Consider the following 17,856-nt stretch of genomic DNA (forward strand, 5'->3'; position numbering starts at 1 on the left):
TTATATTACAAATTTATTCTTAATTGTCTAACCCTTTTTTATTGTATATATAAGCAAAGACAGCTGCGGAAATTATTATCCACACTAAAATAATACATATATTATAAGTAACGCCAGTATTAATTGCTTCGCCTTTAAATATCTTTACTAACAATATATTTAAATTATAAGTTGGTAATAAATCTGATATTTTACCAACTGCCTTATTTAGCTTTGCAAACAGAGGAAGCATAAAAAAAGCCATCAATATAGGCATTCCTATAGTTCCTGTAGCTATCTGATTTTGAGCAATTAATCCTATTACAGCTCCTAATTCTATCATACTTAAGGCAACTAAAGTAGATATAAATATATACTTGCCTAAATATTGTATATTCATTTCAGCTATAAAAAACATTGTTATATTAACAACTAATGAAAGCAGCAATGTTATGATAGCTTTTCCCGCTAAAAATTCCATTGGCGAAACAGCTGATAACATTAATGTTCTCATAGTATTCTTTTCCTTTTCTTCTGCAATTAACATAGCCATAACAAGACTAGATACTAATGTCAAGTTCATACCCAAGCATAAATTTAAAATTGATATTTTATATACATATTGTGATGGGTTTCTCCCAAACATCTTTGAATATATAAAACAAAATACTATTGGAAGTATACACATAAATAAAACATTAGCATTCTTAACTATATCCTTTAATTCTTTTTTAAATAATCCATTTACTCTCCTTATTGAAAACTCCATTATAACTCCCTCCCAGTTAACATTAAAAATATTTCTTCTAAATTTGGTTCCATTGAATGGATAGACAATGCTTGTCCTTCTTCCATCAGAGTTTTAAGCCGAACTGCACCTTCTTTATTATTCTTTATCATTAGAGTCTTATTATCTTCCTTTAAAATTACTTTAATATCATCCTTTGCATAATTGAGTTTTAAAGTAACTGGGTTACCAATATCAACTATCTCTCCATTATTTAAAAATGCTACTCTATCACAAAGCTTATCAGCTTCCTCCATATTGTGTGTAGTTAAAAATATAGTTGTTCCCTCGCTGTTAAGTTTCTTTAATAATCTGTGTATCCCTAATGTCGTCCCAGGGTCTAATGATGATGTTGGTTCATCTAAAAATAGTAGTTTAGGTTTATGAAGCACTGCTCTAGCTAGCATTAATCTTTGTTTCATTCCTTTAGATAGCTTTTTAGCCTCCTTATTTTTACACTCTATCATACCAACCTTTTCTAATACCTCATATATATTCGCTCTTGGCACTTCATTAATATCTGCAAATAGATTTAGGTTATCTAAAACTGTAAGCCTTTCATATATACCGCTGTTATCCGTTAGTATTCCAATATACTTGAAGAGTTCTTTTTTTTCAGAATATATGTCTTTTCCAAATACATTTACATCTCCATTTGTAGGTATTAGTTGTGAAGTCAAGATTTTAATTGTTGTAGTTTTCCCAGCTCCACTTGGACCTAAGAATCCAAATATTTCACCTTCTTTAACATCAAAAGTTAAATTCTTCAAGGCTGTATTTTCCTTAAAGGTTTTTCTTACATTTTTCATTGAAATAATATTATCCATAGCTCAAACCTCTTTTCTTTTTTCTATGAGATAATTATTCCATGAATAATGCTGCTAAACTACAAATCTGTCTTCAAAGGAGTATCATTGAGGTTGAGAGGAGCATTTTTTAGTTTAAAATTTTATATTTACAGATAAAAGGAGTATATTTTACCTCACTGGAACATAATTTACAGATTTAATATGTCTTTTAGTTCTTCCATTCTCCCTTTAGCAAGGGGAACAGAACTTTTAAGTTTATCGTCTAAGCTTAAGCTGTAGCTATTCCTTGTCCAGGTTATAACTTCTTTAACTCTTTGAAGATTTACTAAATATGATCTGTGACATCGAAAAAATCCAAAATGCTTTAGCCTATTTTCTAATTCTGCAAGTGATACCATACATGGAAATCTTTCTCCTCTTATGTTTAAGTTACTTACACCTTGTTCACTTTCTACATAATCTATTTCAACAGGATCAAAGAGCAATATCCTTTCATCAATCTTTGCTGGAATCTTTTCAATTTTATATATTGGCTTTTTATCTTCATCGCTATCATTAATTAAACAAATATCATCTTTGTTGTCTTCAATTCCCTTAAATCCATTTTCATCAAGAATATAAGACTGACCTCCTAGCAATAGGGTATCTTTAAAAGATACAGAAGTATTCAATACAGAAGTTCCCTTAGAACATAACTCCTCTATATTTTCTATTATTATTTTTGCTCCTTCCCTATCCATATTAAGTATTGGTTCTTGAAATATTATTAATTTAGGTTCTTTAAGCATCTCTCTTGCAAAACTCAATCTTCGTCTTTGAGAATAAGTTAATTTTTTCACTCCCATATTACTTATATCTAATAATGCGAGCTTTAGCATTATCTTTTTATAATCAATATGAGGATTAATTACGCTGCTGTAAAACTTCATATATGACTCTACTGTTAACCTTTCATAAAAGCCTTCTTCCCTAAATACAATTCCAATATGTCTTAAATCGCTCTTTATGTAATCTGTATGTTTTTTACCAGCTATATAAATTTCGCCTTTTGCTGGTATTTCTTTTCCCAAAATTAAGTCTACTAACATATCACTAGTTTCATTGCTACACTCTATACTCACTAAGCTGCCTTTTTCCACCTTAAATGTAATACCATTTATTATATTATTTTTTTGTCTTTTATATAAATCATTAATCTCTAACAAGTTTATTCCCCTTCCAAAGTAACAGATTTACTATTATCAATCTTTTAATATAGTGCAATTATAATTATTATACAATAAAACTTTGGCATATTTTAGCTTTTGTTTTCAAAAGCATACCACCTACATTCAAGAGATATGGTTTCATAATTTCTATATGAAATAACAAAAGACTGTACTAGTTTTATCCAATACAGTCATACTCATTTTTTATTTAGGCATATGAAAAGAAATAAGAGACCAAAGATTCGTGGCAAATAGGCGAGAATACTGGTCTATTATTTACTTGATTATGCCTTATGTTGAAATTAGCTAGAAAGTAACTCTATACTTATTCTACAAATTCGATTAAATCCTCACCTAATTTAGCAATACGTGCTAATGAATAAACTTCGTAGTCTTTGTCTTCCAAAATCTTGCGTCCAGGTTGAAATGACTTTTCGATAACTATTCCTATTCCTGCAACTTGAGCTCCTGCTTCTTCAACTAAACGGGCAGCACCTAATGCAGCTTCACCATTTGCTAAGAAATCATCAATAATTAGTATTCGATCTTCTGCAGTTATATATTTTTTAGATAAAGTTAGCTCATAATCCATTGCTTTTGTAAATGAATGTACAGTTGTTTGATAAACATCACCATTTAATATTTTTGATGATTGTTTCTTTAATGTCACCATTGTCAAGTTCATTTGCATTGCAGTCATAACCGCTGGAGCAATTCCTGAGCTTTCGATTGTAAATATTTTAGTAATTCCATGCTCTTTAAAATAATTTTTGAAATAAGTGCCCATTTCATACATTAAATTTGGGTCTACTTGATGATTTAAAAAGGAATCAACCTTTAATACAGTTTCAGATAATGCATGTCCATCTTTTAAAATACGATTACGCAATTCTTTCATTTATATCACCTACTTCATTAGACTTTTCATTTTTTTCTCTTAGTAGTACATTTAATACTAATGCTGTAATTGTTCCTGTTGAAATTCCTGATGAAAAAATCATTTTTAAACCTTCTGGCAATTTAGCAATGACATCTGGACGGAATGTAACCCCTAACCCTAAGCCAATTGACGTAGCAATAATTAGTAAATTACGATTATTGAGCTTTACACGACTTAAAGTCTCAATTCCAGCTGCAGCTACCGTTCCAAACATAACAATTCCTACTCCACCAAGCACTGGCTGTGGCATTATGTTAATTAATGCAGCAAACTTAGGAAATAAACCTAAAATAATTAGTAATGCTCCCGCCATCATAGTCACATAACGACTAGCCACCTTTGTCAATGGTATAAGGCCGATATTTTGGCTAAATGACGTATTTGGCATAGCACCAAACACACCAGCTAACATACTTCCTATACCATCAGATAATACTCCAGCACCAATGCGTTTTTCATCAGACTCAATTCCTGAAACTCCATTTATAGCTTTCAAACATCCAACTGTTCCTATAACTGTAACAAAGTATGCAGGTATAAATGGTAACAAAACTTTTAAGTTAAAGTTTATTCCATATCCAAAGGCTTTAGGTAGTGATAGCCAGCTTGCTTGTCCTACAGATGAAAAATCAATCATTCCAAGTGGAATGCAAAGAATATATCCAACAACCATTCCAATTAAAACTGATGCACTGCTAACTAATCCCTTACCATAGTGGTTTAATAACAATGTAACTGTCATTATAGCTAAAGCAATGGCAATATTTTTTAGGCTACCATAACTAGCACTTCCTACACCGCCAGCTGCCCAATCTATTGAGACTGGTAGCAAAGTCAATCCAATTAAGGACACTACTGTTCCCGTTACAATTGGCGGGAACAACTTCATTAAAGGTTTAACAAAAAAGCTTAATAAAATTACTATAAGTGCACCTAAAATTGTTGCCCCAAAAATACCTGGCAATCCAAACTTTGCTCCAACAGCAATAGCTGGTGCAACAAATGTAAAGTCAGTTCCCATAATACAGGCAACTCGTGCTCCAACTGGTCCAACTCCCTTTGATTGAATAAAGGTAGCAACCCCTGCCATTAAGATTGCGCTGCTGATTAGTGCTGTTGATGTTTTAGCATCAAAACCTAGTGCTGCGGAAATAACGATTGGAACAACAATAATTCCACCAAAAGCAGCAAAAATATGCTGAAATCCTAATAAAATTTGTGTTAATAATCTTGGTTTGTCCTCAACTCCATAGATTAACTCAATGTCATTTTGATTCTTTTTCATATTTTCCATTTTAATCTCCCTCTATGTTTTTAAAAATACTTGTCTATCATACATAGAGCATCGTAGAACAAACTGCAGCACGGTTTAAAATAATAACATATTCATCCGAACTTATGCATTTTTAATTAAATGTGTAATAAAAAAACACCTCAAATAATTTGAGGTGTTGAGTTTAAAACCAATAGATATAAAATATACCTATGTGTTAAAACACATTACCTCGTAGTCTGCTAATTTACGGCTAGCAGGTAGAAACTTTCGGACCATATTACCGACGATATACGAGCTTTTTGTATGATATATCAGCATTATAACACATTTTTCGATATAAAAATATTTTTTTAATATTATTAATTATTAGTAATTTTCAGTTTGAGTAAAAATTTAATGTATAGCTTTCTTTTTATACTTCTTACCTGACGCTTCAACACTTCCAATAGTAACTAAAGCATCATCATCAAATCCGTGAACAATTGATTTCAGTTTGGCAATTTCAAGCCTTGATACAACAACATATATTACATTTGTCGAATACCCTTTATAGCCGCCTTTTCCTTGAAGTAAAGTGACCCCTCTACCAAGTCTGTCCATAAGCGCTTCGGATATATCTTTGTGTTTTTCTGATATAATAGTAACTGCTTTTGATTCATCTAAACCTTCCACAGTAATGTCAATCACTTTAAAGGCAATAAAGTACGCTATTAAAGAATACATTGCTCTGTCCCATCCGAAAATGAATCCAGAAGTACCTAATATAAATAGATTAAAGAACATAACAATTTCTCCAATTGAAAAGCTTGTTCTTCTATCTAATATTATTGCCACAATTTCAGTCCCATCTAAGGACCCGCCGCTTCTAATTACTATTCCAATACCTGCACCTAAAATAATGCCTCCAAAAACTGAGGCTAGAAGAGTATCATTTGTAATTCCTGAGACAGGGTGAAGAACACTTACCCCTATAGATAAACATATGACCCCAAATAGGGTTGATAAGGTAAAAGTTTTTCCGATTTGCTTATACCCTATGACAAAGAATGGTATATTTAATAAGAAAATGAATACACCTAAAGGAATTTTTGTTATATGACTTGCCATTATAGATATTCCCGTTATTCCACCATCAATTACATTATTGGGAATTAGAAATATTTCAAGACCGATGGATGCTAGGGTAGCCCCTAACATTATTAATAAAACCCGAAAAATAAATACAAATTTGTTACGATATTTTTTTATCATGTAACATCCCCCCTTTGAATATAATTTAGTATAGTTATCTTATTTCTATATTTCTATAAATATAGAAATAAGGTATAAAAGTTTAGCTATAAATAGCTTTACAAATTTTAATGAAAAGATATTTATAGCTAAGTTTACTTACAACTAATATAATTATTAATTTAATAGTCAATAACTGCTGGTGCATAGTGCTTTAAAACTTCTTTTTGTATTTGGTATATGTGATATACTCCTACTTTTTTTAGTTTAAGCAGGCCGCATTCTGTAAGAAGCTTTAGGTGGTGCGAAAGTGTTGATCCAGCAATTAAATTTAAACTTTTAGATATCTCAGCGCAGCTAAGCTCATCTTGTTTTGCCATTAATCTTATTATTTTAATGCGCGTAGGCTCACCTAATGCTTTATAAACTTTGGCTATATGATCAATTTCATTATTATATGGTATCATGATACATTTTACCTCTTATTACTTTAATATATTTCGATAACCATCGAATTAATTATATCATTAATTAATCATATAGTCAAATATACGAAATCAAGAGTATGAAATTACCGATAAAATAGAGAATATATAATGTATCTTCTCATTTTAAAGAATCTATAAGAGAAAAAAATTTGGGGTTATTAAATATAACCCCAAATTTACATATGCTTTATTACATCATAAAAGGTATCGAAATTATAGTAAGGTATATTTTGTTCTTCACAGTGCTGCTTTAAAAATGACTTAGCAAATATCTTATCTGCATATACACAGGCGCACCTATCAGAATGGCCATCGCCAACATAGTATACTTCATAACCTTCATCTTTCAATTTTTCAACTACCTTCTTTTTGCAGTTCCCACAAAGATTACATTCCTTATCCGTATTTAAAAAAGATAGCTTCCAGCCTTCGTCATAAACCGCACTATTACAGGATAGATCTAAATCTTCTAAACCATTTTGTTTAAGTATTTCTTTTATATAAATATCATAACCATCTGAGGTTATTACTACTTTATAAGAATTCTTCTTTATTATATCGATAAATTCTTTAAAACCAGGATTTATTTCAAACTTACTGGCAAAGGCTCTTATTTCTTCGTCATTATATTTGATTAAGTCCCACTGTTTTTGGCCGCATTCAGATGTTCCTATTTCTTTCTTAATCCAGCGATCACCTATTTCCTTCCAGCCATCTCCAGCAAATTTTTGTATTATAGAGAAACCTACATCCTTTACGGTTATTGTTCCATCAAAGTCTACCACAAATGCTTTTTTCAAGTTTTTTTACCCCCAAAAGTGTAATATTATACTTCTACTATTTTACCATTATAATATATAATTTATCCCATAACAATTATCTTCTATACTACTTTTAATTTGTAATATAAAAATTTTGCGACATAATATCCTATAGGAAAAGTAACTAGAAAGTTAGCTTATACAGAGGGATATGTTTCTAAAGCTGAAGATAGATTTAAAAACTTTGTGCTAGTCTTAGTGAAGGGTTTTAAGAGAACCTTAGCACTTTAGAGTTGTTTGAGCACAGCGAGTTCTCGAAAGTTCTTAGGTTATCTTGAAACACAAGCTTTAGACTGGCTAAAAGTTTTTAACGTGCTGAAGCTTGGAAACATATCACGGCGTATAAGCTAACTTTCAGCCTAGTGATCTGTATATGGACTTATGTCGCATTATTTTTTATATACTACTTTTCCATCAATGATTGTATATAAGGTATCTGTATACACATCCATAGGATTTCCGTCATATATTGCTATATCCGCATCTTTTCCTTTTTCTATGCTTCCCACTCTATCACTTATACCAAGTATCTCTGCCGCATTTATAGTTATAGTTTTTAAAGCTTCTTCTATGCTTAACCCTGACTTTACAGCTAATCCAGCACATATTGGCAGATACTCGATTGGAATAACCGGATGGTCTGTCATTATTGCTAACTTGACTCCTGCATCATTTAATAATTTTGCAGTAGTATAATTTCTGTTTTTTGTTTCTACTTTACCTCTAAAGGTCATAATTGGCCCAAAGATTGTAGGAACACCAGAATCTTTAATTTGTTCTATAATAATATGGCCTTCAGTGCAGTGATCGAGAGTGAGTAAAACATTAAACTCTTTAGCTATTCTAACGGCAGTAAGCATATCATCTGTTCTATGTGCATGGGCTTTTAGCGGTATTTTTCTATCTAAGACTGGCATTAATGCTTCCATCTTTATATCTATATCAAAGTTATCACCTTTAGCTAATGCTGCATTTTTCTTATTTTTATAGTTTACTGCTTTTGTTAAAGTTTCTCTAAGAAGTGCAGCGGTTCCCATTCTAGTCATAGGCATTTTATTTTTTCCTTTATAAATCCTTTTTGGATTCTCACCAAAGGCAATTTTTACTGCTGCTGGTTCTAATACTACCATTTCATCAATGGAAACCCCTTTAGTTTTTATAATTGCAAATTGTCCTCCTATTACATTAGCACTGCCTGGACCACTCATAACTGTTGTTATTCCAGCTTTCACAGCTTCATCAAAAGCTGGATCAAAAGGATTTATCCCGTCTATTGCCCTTAATTGTGGAGTTATAGGGTCTGTTGATTCATTTAAATCATTTCCCTCAAATCCTATATCCTCCTCAAGCATTCCTAAGTGGCAGTGTGCATCTATTAGCCCTGGTAAAACCCATTTATTTTCCGCGTCTATTACCTCTGCGCCCTGCGGCTCATTAATATTTTCACTAATTTCAACAATTTTACCATCCTTAATAAGTATAGATCCCTTTTCATAGTTAACACCTGTCATCGTAACTATTTTACCATTTTTAATTAAAAGCATATTTTCCCTCCTATCTAACTACAATCTTAACTCCTATAAGTATAAGTATAATCCCAAATAGCCTAACAAAATCAATTGGGGATTTTGTAACACCAAATAATCCAAAGTGACTTAGCACAGCACCAGTAATTACATGTAGAGAAACAAATATAGACAATGCTGATGCTGCTCCTAATATTGGCACAACCTTTATACTTAAAAACACAATTACTATACCAAAGGCTCCTCCTATCCAGTATAATGGAGGTACATTTTTGATATTTACATATTCCTTAAAACTACCCGAAACTAAGATTATTGTAAGCATGATAAATGTACTTGTAAGAACGCTATGAAAAGCTGCTATCTTTGGTGTAATAGCCTTTCCAAGCACAGCATTAATGGCAGGCTGTGTTCCAAGACAAATCCCCACTATTACAGCCATAATAATACCATAAGTCTTTTCCATTTTATCCCCCTCTTAAGTATACATGATTCCAATACTGAAAGGTCAATTTACCTTTTTAATTGAATCTTTGGTATTTGAATCACACACAAAATAATAAAAAATTATCTATACATACAAGATTATACATTATGTACTCTAAAATGTTAAATGTATGCTATAATGTTATAATAATAAACTAGAGGAGGAATTAGAATGAACCGTCAAAGCACTGATGTTGCTAAAGCATCTGTAAAAATGGCAATATCCTCAAGATCTAATGAAGAGAAGCTGACATTAGCCTTTAAAGAAAAAGGCATTCTTACTACTGCTGTAGATATAGGCGGTGACTTTACGAATTCAACAGTTAAAATTATTGAACGAGCATTAGTTGCTTCCCATAGATGTAAAATAATTAAAGACTGCCATGTTCACGATGGAGCTGTAGCTGGTGCTACAAAAGAAGCTCTTGAGCAAATATCACGGAAAGCTACAGGCCTTAACGTTGGAGGGAAAATAGGAATAGCACGAGCTGGAGAACATATTAGCGTATGCATCTTCATGAGCATAGGACTTCTTCATTTAAATGAAGTCGTTATAGGGCTTGGTCATCGTTCAATACCTGACATTTACTAATTGCCAATTAGTAAATGTCATTTTTCTTTCTTTTTATCTTTATAACTGCAAATATTATTCTTTTTTAAATATGTATTAGTAAATTAACCATCAAAATATTGAATTTTGCCAATTCTGACTGATATGTTGACTTTATTTATAATCTATTATATGATTATTCTCAATAACTTAATTTGGAATTTTAAATAATTGACAAATTTCAAACATTAAAATTAACAGTTTTTCTATAATTTGCTGTTAATATTTATAACTTTTACATTATTATTTGACATTTGAGAGTCGTCCAAGCGTAGTATGGTAGATATTAAAAGTAAAAAAATTACTTTTAAATTTTATAACTTAATATTTTTAGGAGGATGGTAGTATGGTAGGAAAAAAATTATTATCTTGTCTATTGGGAGGTCTTGTTTTAGGCACATCTATTTTAACAGGCTGTTCTTCAGCTACTTCAAGTAGTACTAGCAATTCCAAGAAGGTTTTAAATATTGGAATAAGCCAGCTAGTAGAGCATCCCGCTTTAGATTCAGCCCGTAAGGGATTTGTAGATGCACTGGCATCTAAAGGATTTAAAGATGGTGAAAAAATCAAAATAGATTTTCAAAATGCTCAAGGTGACATCCCAACTGCACAAACAATAGCAAGCAATTTTGTTTCAAACAAAAAAGACTTAATACTTGCTATAGCAACTCCTGCAGCACAGGCTGCATACAACAGCACTAAAGAGATACCTATTTTAATGACAGCAGTAACTGACCCTGTCAAATCTGGTCTTGTAAAATCAATGAATAAGCCAGATACAAATGTCACAGGAACTAGTGATGCCCTTCCCTTAGATAAGCAATTTGAGCTTATCAAAAAAATAGTTCCTAACTGCAAAAAGATAGGTATACTTTACAACACTAGTGAAGCAAATTCAGAACTCCAAGTTAAAGCGGCTAAAGAAGAAGCTGCGAAGATGAATTTAGAAGTTATAGCTACAGGTGTTACTAGTTCCAATGATATACCTCAGGGATTAAATGATCTACTTTCAAAAGTAGATGTTTTATACACACCTACAGATAATCTTGTAGCTTCATCAATGTCTTTAATCAACTCTAAGTGTTTAGAAAAGAAAATACCTGTTATAGGTGCCGAAAAAGCTCATGTTGATTCTGGCGCTTTGGCAACAGAAGGTATAGATTATTACAAACTTGGTTTTCAAACGGGTCTGATGGCAGCTGATATATTAGATGGCAAAAAACCTCAAGATATGCCAGTTCAGACTTTAAAAGAAACAAAACTCATAATAAACGAAGATACTGCTAAGAAACTGAATATCGCCATACCTGACGATTTAAAAGCAAAGGCAGAAATAGTTAAGGGTGGTGCTAAGTAGTGATTGGCTTTTTAATAAATATACTTGAACAGGGTTTAATATTTGGTATAGTATCCATAGGAGTTTATATAACTTATAAAATATTAGATTTTCCTGATTTATCAGTTGATGGTACCTTTGCTCTTGGAGCTGCTGTAACTGCTGCAGCCTTAGTAAAAGGAGTAAATCCATTTTTATCACTGATTATAGCTTTCATAGCTGGTCTTGCAGCTGGAGCAATAACAGGCTTGCTGCATGTAAAGCTTAAAATAACTAATCTTCTTTCAGGTATTTTAGTTATGATAGGCCTTTACTCCATTAATCTTAGAATAATGGGAAAAGCAAATGTTCCACTATTCACACAGAAAACTATCTTTTCAAATGGTTTTTTGCCAGTGATCATAATTGCTTTAATAGCATTTTTAATAAAAATACTGCTTGATATGTTTTTAAAAACAAAGTTAGGATTCATACTAAAAACTACTGGAGATAATCCACAAATGGTTACTTCTCTTGGAGTGGATATGGATAAGATGAAAATACTAGGCTTAATGCTATCTAATGCCATTGTAGCTTTGGCCGGTTCAATAATGGCTCAATACCAAAAATTTTCTGATGCAAATATGGGCACAGGAATTATTATAGTTGGTCTTGCAGCGGTTATAATAGGAACCTCTATTTTGAAAAAATCAACATTTATATCAGCAACCACTACAGTAATTTTAGGATCAATACTATACAAAGCAAGCGTATCAGCGGCATTGAAGATGGGTTTCCCTCCTACAGATTTAAAACTTATTACCTGTCTCATAGTTATAATTGTATTAACTTTGAATGGGAAGAGATTTAGTTTAAGTCTAAAAAGAACTAAAGTTTTTAGTTTAGGAGGTGTAAATATTGCTTCAAATAAAGAATCTGCAAAAGGTTTTTAATAAAGATACTGTTAATGAACAAGTTGTATTTAGAGATTTATCACTTAGTATAAATAAAGGAGACTTTGTCACCATAATAGGCAGTAATGGCGCTGGAAAGTCAACGCTTTTAAATCTAATAAGTGGTTCTTTACCAATAGACAATGGTTCTATAATTTTAGAAGGCAAGGAAATTTCTGCATTACCAGAGTATAAGAGAACAAAATTTATAGGTAGAGTATTTCAAAACCCTACATTAGGGACATCACCTTCTATGACTATATTGGAGAACTTATCTATGGCTTACAACAAAGGAAAAGCTTTTAATCTTACAGCCTGTGTTAATAAGAAAAATATAGGCTTCTTTAAGGAAATGTTATCTGAACTTTCCTTGGACCTTGAAAATATAATAGATACTAAGGTAGGATTACTATCCGGTGGGCAAAGACAGGCTTTATCCTTACTTATGTCAACAATGTCTAATCCTGAGCTGCTTTTACTTGATGAACATACTGCAGCATTAGACCCAAGAACATCTGAAAACATTATAGAAATGACTAAAAAAACTGTAACTGGGAAAAATATAACTACGCTTATGGTTACGCACAATTTATCTCACGCAATAAACACAGGAAACAGATTGATAATGCTTCATCGAGGTGAGGCGATTGTAGATGTTTCAGATAAAGAAAAAGCAAATCTAACTATTCCTAAACTTTTAGATTTGTTTAAAAATAAAAATTGTGAAGATTTCATAAGTGATACATTAGCTCTTTCTTAAAACTTCTTATAAAATATTCTCTTTATATTTTAAGGACTACACAAAAGGACTATAGGTTATGTTTACCTATGGTCCTTTTACTTTTATTATATTTCTCTACTCCAGCAATTCCTTTATATCCTTATATACCAGGCTATTAGATATACCACCATAATACCTTATAATATCGTCAATTACTGTAATAGGAGGTTCAAATCCTCTATTTATTATATCCTTTATCCTTTCAAATTCTCCTTCAAGTTTAGTTTTATCTAAATCTATAAATTCAACTATAGTTTGATCCTTTACATCGCTTTCTTCAATAAATTTTTTAAGCTCATTATATAAATCCCCTACAGTTTTTGAAGTATTTATTTTGCATCCACTGTGGGAATTTTTCGCGCTGGAACAACCACTGCATGAACTTTTTTTACTAGAGCAGCCAGAACAACCATTACCTTTATTGTTACATCCACATCCACTTGATATAGGCTGTTCCTTAACTCCAAATATTTGTACCTTTATTATATTATTCATTATGTTAAAATCCCTTTCTAAATATATAACTACCTTATATTAAGGATTATATCATTTTTATTTTTTAATTCAACAGCATACAAATAAAATTAAAGAGAATTGATTTTAATATGTTTTATATATTAAAGCAAAGTTTGCCTCCACACTTTTTACACTCTGCTTTGATTGTACTTTCGCATTCTTTTAACTTGCATATCAATGCTAAATTGTAATACACTTCATTATTATAAGGATTCAATTTTATAACTTTCATATAGTCTTTTATTGCCTTTTCATATTGTCCTTGATAATAAAATGCAACTCCTCTGCCATTATATGCATCTTCATATTCACTATTTAACTCTATAACTTCACTATAGTCTTTTATTGCTCTGTCATAATCCTTCATAATGTAATGTACAATTCCCCTGTTATAAAAGGCTTCTTCATCAAGAGGATTTAAATCTATTGCTTTACTAAAATCCTTTATCGCCATAGAAAAATTATCCTGCATTTTATAGGATAAAGCCCTGTTAAAATACGCATTTTGATTTAAGGGGTCTAATTCTATGACTTTATTATAGTCTTCTATAGCTTTTTCATAATTATTCATTTCATAATAACCAATGGCTCTGTTATTATATGAATTCTTATCTTCTATATTTAGTTCTATAGCTTTTGTCAAATCCTTTATTGCCATATCATATTCTTTTAAATCCGTATAAACACCTGCTCTGTTAAAATAAGCATCTTGATATTGAGGGTTTAATTTTATAGCCATTGTATAAAATTTAATTTTATCAGATTGATATACTTCATAATAGGCTCTATAGAAGAATTCTTCTGCCTTTTCTATTTTACTTTTACTATCAATATTTTTTCTTCTGATTTCATTTAATTTAATTATATTATTAATATTAATCCCCCCTTATAACAACCTATTTTTTAATATATGATATAATCATGAAAATTGCTCTTAAAAATTTTGTAGAATTTTTAAAACCTTAGGCGAAACTCTATTTTAATATGCAATAATGATTGTTGCAAATATAATATTTTAATATAGATAAGTCAACTTTCAGCCTTTTCTATCTATATAGATAAACAAACTCAAAGCTAGACTTATTTATAGTAATTTTTAGCGTAAACTAAGGACTTAATCATATCCTTTTGTTCATTAAAATGATGATAAACCATTTTGATTGACTCAAAAAGTTCATCAATAGAAAAATATGCACTTGCACTAAACATGCAATTTTTTAATTTATTCCAGATATTCTCCTGAGGATTTAGCTTAGGAGAATATCTAGGAGTATTTATTAAAAACAACTCACCTCTATGAGTTTCGGCGAAAGCCTGCATAGCCTTACTAACATGAAATCCCGCATTATCTAATAGAACATATACTTTTTTACCTACATTGATATCAAGTAGTCGCTTAAGAAACAATTTCACTTCTTCAGAGGTAATTACTTGTTTTGCCGAATAGGCATCTATGACAGTATCAAAGTTTTTAGTAATTTCAGTAGCACCTATTAGGTTAAGTCCTTCATGGCAATTGTTGCTCTCTAAAACAGGGGATATTCCTACGAGACTCCACGTTCTACGAATATCAGACTCCGTCCTAAGACCAGTTTCATCCATGGCATAAAATACACACTCAGAAGAGTTTTCTACAGAAATTAGAAGGGTTTTCATTTTTTAAAAAGGTTTTTTGTTCAACCTTATCAGCCTTAGTCGGCTTGCGCTGCGCTCTTTTATAGCTAAGATTATTTCGTTTTAACAATATTCTTATATATTCCTTAGAGTACTTTTCGCCATAGTTTTGATAAATGTACTCTACAAGAAGAGGACAGGTCCATACGTTACCTATAAATCCAAAATCATTAGGCCGTGTGTGTAATACAGTATTTATTAGATCATCCAACATCTCAGCACTAAAAGTTCCCTCTGAACCTCCACGATGATTTTCTAATGCCTTTAAGCCCCTAGAATTCCATCTTTTTATATAGTCTATAACTGTTTGTTTAGACTTTAATAAGAATCGGCCAATTTTTATGGTACTAAAACCCTCGTAGCGCATAATCACAGCAGTTAATACATTTCTAGCAAATTCATCTTCATGTGAATTTCTTATTTTCTTAAGTTCTTCTGTTGTGAATCCATATAATGATTCAATTTCCATACCTCTTCTACCCATAGTAACCTCTCCTAACTAAGTTTTACTTAACTTTAGTCTGTGCAGAAATCACTATAATATTTTGAATAAGTCAATCATGGAGTTGGTTTATCTATATATCTGTTTTAACATTATATATCTACTATAAAAAAATAAAGGGTTCCACCCTTTTAGTTGGAACCCTTACTTTTTAAATCTAATTCAATACATTTTTTATAATCTGAACATATGGTATTGCACATATTTTTCTGTTTGCATACAAGAGCCATATTATAATACACTTCCGGATTATTAGGATTTAACTTAATGACCTTAATATAATCATCAATAGCTTTTTCGTATTTGCCCAGTTGATAAAATACAACTCCCCTATTATTATAGGCACTTTCATATTCATCATTTAATTCTATTGCTTTACTGTAATCTGCTATCGCTCTATCAAAATCATTTAAAGCATAGTATATAATTCCTCTATTATAATATGCTTCCTCATCTTCTGGCTCCAAATTAATTACTTTAGTAAAATCTCTTATTGTATTTTCGTAATTCTCCTGCATTTTATGTGCCAAGCCTCTGTTAAAATAAGCATTTTCATCAACAGGATCTAGCTCTATTATCTTATCATAATCCTGTATTGCTTTGTCATATTCTTTTATTTCATAATAAACAACAGCTCTACCATTATGAGCATCTTTATTATTCGGATTTAACTCAATTGCTTTTGTAAAATCCTTTATTGCCATATCATATTGTTTCAATCCCTTAAAGACTATGGCACGATTATAGTAAGCATTTTCATGTTTAGGTTCATTACTTATAGCCATTGTATAGAACTTAATCTTTTCATCGGTATATATTGAATAAAATGCTCTATTGTAGAATTCTTCAGCTAATTCTTTTGTACTTTTTCTTTTATATGTCTTAAGTTCAATTACCTTGCTATTCATTATAATCCCCCCTCTAAATCGCTTACTAATTATTATATGAATATTGCAAAAACATGATTATTATTCATTTATTCCTAAAACATCTTTTACTGTGTATAGACCTGGACCTTTATCCTGTAAATATAAAGCTGCATTACAAGCACCATTTGCAAAGCAGTCCCAATTATGTGCGTGGTGAGTGATTTCTAATCTTTCTCCCATAAGTCCAAACATAACGGTATGACTGCTGGAAATATCCCCTGCCCTAAGGGAATGATATCCTATAGTACCTTCTTTTCTAGCCCCCTTGCCTTCTCTTCCATGTACTGCAACTTCCTTAAGTTTTTTTCCTAAAGCTTCTGATATTACTTCACCCATTTCTTTTGATGTTCCGCTTGGAGCGTCCATCTTATACCTGTCGTGCATTTCAATTATTTCTATATCAGACATACTGCCTATAGCTTCTGCAGCAGTACTCAAAAGCTTATACATAAGGTTCACCACCATGGAAGTGTTTGCTGCAAATAGCACAGGTATAGTCTTTGATATTTCTACAATTCTACTATACTGTTCTTCTGAAAACCCTGTGGTGCCGCATACTACAGCTTTATTATGCTTTAATGCGATTTCTAAAACTTCCATTGAGCACTCGGTAGTTGTAAAATCGATTATTGCATCACATTTATCAATTATATCTTCTAGGTTATCTACAACCAATGCCCCAATTTCTTCACCGACTCCTGCAGCTAGTCCTGCATCTTTTCCTATATAATCTCGTCCATGTGGAGCTACTGCACCAACAATAGTCATATTATCCATATCTTTAGCCAATTTAATTATTGTCTTTCCCATCTTACCTTTTGGCCCTATTACTATTATGTTCATATTCCCACTCTCCTAGCCATCAATAAATTAAATATTTAGATAATTATACCACAAATTAGGAATGTAGGCGTATTAATAATTATAGGGTTTCAAACTAGAAAATTGACTTACGCAAAGGGCTATGTTTCCAAAGCTGAAGGTAGATTTAAAAACTTTGTGTCAGTCTTAGCGAAGTGTTTTAAG

At 31.4% G+C, this 17,856-nt stretch carries 20 protein-coding genes and 1 riboswitch; of the genes, 4 read left to right on the plus strand and 16 right to left on the minus strand.

Going from position 1 to position 17,856, the window contains the following annotated elements; translation table 11 throughout:
- Positions 1–19: 19 nt before the first annotated feature.
- The 10 genes from ACZ5N4_RS14530 to ACZ5N4_RS14575 all read right to left on the minus strand — a co-directional run bounded on the left by ACZ5N4_RS14530 (position 20) and on the right by ACZ5N4_RS14575 (position 9,530).
- The gene (locus ACZ5N4_RS14530; protein ID WP_464203229.1) at positions 20–748 is read right to left on the minus strand and encodes an ABC transporter permease; all 729 of its coding nucleotides are present in this window, start codon (positions 746–748) and stop codon (positions 20–22) included.
- A complete protein-coding gene (locus tag ACZ5N4_RS14535) occupies positions 748–1,593 on the minus strand; it encodes an ABC transporter ATP-binding protein (protein ID WP_464203230.1) in 846 nt (281 codons plus the stop codon). Before ACZ5N4_RS14535 ends, ACZ5N4_RS14530 begins: the two co-directional genes overlap by 1 nt.
- A 170-nt stretch (positions 1,594–1,763) precedes the next feature.
- A complete protein-coding gene (locus ACZ5N4_RS14540; RefSeq protein ID WP_464203231.1) occupies positions 1,764–2,780 on the minus strand; it encodes a LytTR family transcriptional regulator DNA-binding domain-containing protein in 1,017 nt (338 codons plus the stop codon).
- Between the two features lie 328 nt (positions 2,781–3,108).
- On the minus strand, positions 3,109–3,681 hold the full coding sequence (locus ACZ5N4_RS14545; RefSeq protein WP_464203232.1) for a xanthine phosphoribosyltransferase: 573 nt from the start codon (positions 3,679–3,681) through the stop codon (positions 3,109–3,111).
- Positions 3,665–5,008 carry a nucleobase:cation symporter-2 family protein gene (locus tag ACZ5N4_RS14550; RefSeq protein ID WP_464210948.1) on the minus strand — a complete coding sequence of 448 codons (1,344 nt, stop codon included), beginning with the start codon at positions 5,006–5,008 and terminating at the stop codon, positions 3,665–3,667. The genes ACZ5N4_RS14545 and ACZ5N4_RS14550 overlap by 17 nt, the downstream gene beginning before the upstream one ends.
- A gap of 203 nt (positions 5,009–5,211) precedes the next feature.
- Positions 5,212–5,313, minus strand: a riboswitch (purine riboswitch).
- Between the two features lie 79 nt (positions 5,314–5,392).
- Positions 5,393–6,250, minus strand: a complete 858-nt coding sequence (locus ACZ5N4_RS14555) for a YitT family protein (RefSeq protein ID WP_464203233.1) — start codon at positions 6,248–6,250, stop codon at positions 5,393–5,395.
- A 161-nt stretch (positions 6,251–6,411) separates the two neighbouring features.
- Positions 6,412–6,696, minus strand: coding sequence for an ArsR/SmtB family transcription factor (locus tag ACZ5N4_RS14560; protein ID WP_464203234.1), 285 nt, complete (start codon positions 6,694–6,696; stop codon positions 6,412–6,414).
- Between the two features lie 197 nt (positions 6,697–6,893).
- Entirely contained in the window at positions 6,894–7,517 is a 624-nt protein-coding gene (locus ACZ5N4_RS14565) for an MtnX-like HAD-IB family phosphatase (RefSeq protein ID WP_464203235.1), read from the minus strand.
- A gap of 410 nt (positions 7,518–7,927) precedes the next feature.
- Positions 7,928–9,082 (minus strand): amidohydrolase, encoded by a 1,155-nt coding sequence (locus ACZ5N4_RS14570; RefSeq protein ID WP_464203236.1) that lies wholly within the window; start codon positions 9,080–9,082, stop codon positions 7,928–7,930.
- A 10-nt stretch (positions 9,083–9,092) separates the two neighbouring features.
- A complete protein-coding gene (locus ACZ5N4_RS14575) occupies positions 9,093–9,530 on the minus strand; it encodes a DMT family transporter (RefSeq protein ID WP_464203237.1) in 438 nt (145 codons plus the stop codon).
- Positions 9,531–9,722: 192 nt separating this feature from the next.
- Here ACZ5N4_RS14575 and ACZ5N4_RS14580 point away from each other — a divergent pair, with 192 nt between their 5' ends.
- The 4 genes from ACZ5N4_RS14580 (at position 9,723) to ACZ5N4_RS14595 (ending at position 13,188) form a co-directional block, all read left to right on the plus strand.
- Positions 9,723–10,142, plus strand: a complete 420-nt coding sequence (locus ACZ5N4_RS14580) for a HutP family protein (protein ID WP_464203238.1) — start codon at positions 9,723–9,725, stop codon at positions 10,140–10,142.
- A gap of 364 nt (positions 10,143–10,506) precedes the next feature.
- Complete coding sequence (locus ACZ5N4_RS14585; RefSeq protein ID WP_464203239.1) at positions 10,507–11,517, plus strand: ABC transporter substrate-binding protein; 1,011 nt, start codon at positions 10,507–10,509, stop codon at positions 11,515–11,517.
- Positions 11,518–11,519: 2 nt separating this feature from the next.
- The gene (locus ACZ5N4_RS14590; RefSeq protein ID WP_464210950.1) at positions 11,520–12,428 is read left to right on the plus strand and encodes an ABC transporter permease; all 909 of its coding nucleotides are present in this window, start codon (positions 11,520–11,522) and stop codon (positions 12,426–12,428) included.
- Positions 12,394–13,188 (plus strand): ABC transporter ATP-binding protein, encoded by a 795-nt coding sequence (locus ACZ5N4_RS14595; RefSeq protein ID WP_464203240.1) that lies wholly within the window; start codon positions 12,394–12,396, stop codon positions 13,186–13,188. The genes ACZ5N4_RS14590 and ACZ5N4_RS14595 overlap by 35 nt, the downstream gene beginning before the upstream one ends.
- Positions 13,189–13,284: 96 nt before the next feature.
- Here ACZ5N4_RS14595 and ACZ5N4_RS14600 read toward each other — a convergent pair whose 3' ends face one another.
- The 6 genes from ACZ5N4_RS14600 to dapB form a co-directional block, all read right to left on the minus strand.
- Complete coding sequence (locus tag ACZ5N4_RS14600) at positions 13,285–13,704, minus strand: hypothetical protein (protein ID WP_464203242.1); 420 nt, start codon at positions 13,702–13,704, stop codon at positions 13,285–13,287.
- 115 nt (positions 13,705–13,819) lie between these two features.
- On the minus strand, positions 13,820–14,464 hold the full coding sequence (locus ACZ5N4_RS14605; protein ID WP_464203243.1) for a tetratricopeptide repeat protein: 645 nt from the start codon (positions 14,462–14,464) through the stop codon (positions 13,820–13,822).
- 341 nt (positions 14,465–14,805) lie between these two features.
- Complete coding sequence (locus tag ACZ5N4_RS14610) at positions 14,806–15,381, minus strand: transposase (RefSeq protein WP_464203244.1); 576 nt, start codon at positions 15,379–15,381, stop codon at positions 14,806–14,808.
- The gene (locus ACZ5N4_RS14615) at positions 15,344–15,883 is read right to left on the minus strand and encodes a helix-turn-helix domain-containing protein (RefSeq protein WP_464203245.1); all 540 of its coding nucleotides are present in this window, start codon (positions 15,881–15,883) and stop codon (positions 15,344–15,346) included. The genes ACZ5N4_RS14610 and ACZ5N4_RS14615 overlap by 38 nt, the downstream gene beginning before the upstream one ends.
- Positions 15,884–16,032: 149 nt before the next feature.
- A complete protein-coding gene (locus tag ACZ5N4_RS14620; protein ID WP_464203246.1) occupies positions 16,033–16,809 on the minus strand; it encodes a tetratricopeptide repeat protein in 777 nt (258 codons plus the stop codon).
- A 60-nt stretch (positions 16,810–16,869) separates the two neighbouring features.
- On the minus strand, positions 16,870–17,673 hold the full coding sequence (gene dapB / locus ACZ5N4_RS14625) for a 4-hydroxy-tetrahydrodipicolinate reductase (protein ID WP_464203247.1): 804 nt from the start codon (positions 17,671–17,673) through the stop codon (positions 16,870–16,872).
- Between the last annotated feature and the right edge of the window lie 183 nt (positions 17,674–17,856).

This window comes from Clostridium nitrophenolicum (assembly GCF_055391695.1).

Bases quoted from the DNA above. Each gene is read 5' to 3' on its own strand.
- ACZ5N4_RS14530 (WP_464203229.1), bottom strand. From the start codon at position 748: ATGGAGTTTTCAATAAGGAGAGTAAATGGATTATTTAAAAAAGAATTA.
- ACZ5N4_RS14535 (WP_464203230.1), bottom strand. From the start codon at position 1,593: ATGGATAATATTATTTCAATGAAAAATGTAAGAAAAACCTTTAAGGAA.
- ACZ5N4_RS14545 (WP_464203232.1), bottom strand. From the start codon at position 3,681: ATGAAAGAATTGCGTAATCGTATTTTAAAAGATGGACATGCATTATCT.
- ACZ5N4_RS14550 (WP_464210948.1), bottom strand. From the start codon at position 5,008: ATGAAAAAGAATCAAAATGACATTGAGTTAATCTATGGAGTTGAGGAC.
- ACZ5N4_RS14555 (WP_464203233.1), bottom strand. From the start codon at position 6,250: ATGATAAAAAAATATCGTAACAAATTTGTATTTATTTTTCGGGTTTTA.
- ACZ5N4_RS14560 (WP_464203234.1), bottom strand. From the start codon at position 6,696: ATGATACCATATAATAATGAAATTGATCATATAGCCAAAGTTTATAAA.
- ACZ5N4_RS14570 (WP_464203236.1), bottom strand. From the start codon at position 9,082: ATGCTTTTAATTAAAAATGGTAAAATAGTTACGATGACAGGTGTTAAC.
- ACZ5N4_RS14575 (WP_464203237.1), bottom strand. From the start codon at position 9,530: ATGGAAAAGACTTATGGTATTATTATGGCTGTAATAGTGGGGATTTGT.
- ACZ5N4_RS14580 (WP_464203238.1), top strand. From the start codon at position 9,723: ATGAACCGTCAAAGCACTGATGTTGCTAAAGCATCTGTAAAAATGGCA.
- ACZ5N4_RS14585 (WP_464203239.1), top strand. From the start codon at position 10,507: ATGGTAGGAAAAAAATTATTATCTTGTCTATTGGGAGGTCTTGTTTTA.
- ACZ5N4_RS14600 (WP_464203242.1), bottom strand. From the start codon at position 13,704: ATGAATAATATAATAAAGGTACAAATATTTGGAGTTAAGGAACAGCCT.
- ACZ5N4_RS14605 (WP_464203243.1), bottom strand. From the start codon at position 14,464: ATGGCTATAAAATTAAACCCTCAATATCAAGATGCTTATTTTAACAGA.
- ACZ5N4_RS14610 (WP_464203244.1), bottom strand. From the start codon at position 15,381: ATGAAAACCCTTCTAATTTCTGTAGAAAACTCTTCTGAGTGTGTATTT.
- ACZ5N4_RS14615 (WP_464203245.1), bottom strand. From the start codon at position 15,883: ATGGGTAGAAGAGGTATGGAAATTGAATCATTATATGGATTCACAACA.
- ACZ5N4_RS14620 (WP_464203246.1), bottom strand. From the start codon at position 16,809: ATGAATAGCAAGGTAATTGAACTTAAGACATATAAAAGAAAAAGTACA.
- dapB (WP_464203247.1), bottom strand. From the start codon at position 17,673: ATGAACATAATAGTAATAGGGCCAAAAGGTAAGATGGGAAAGACAATA.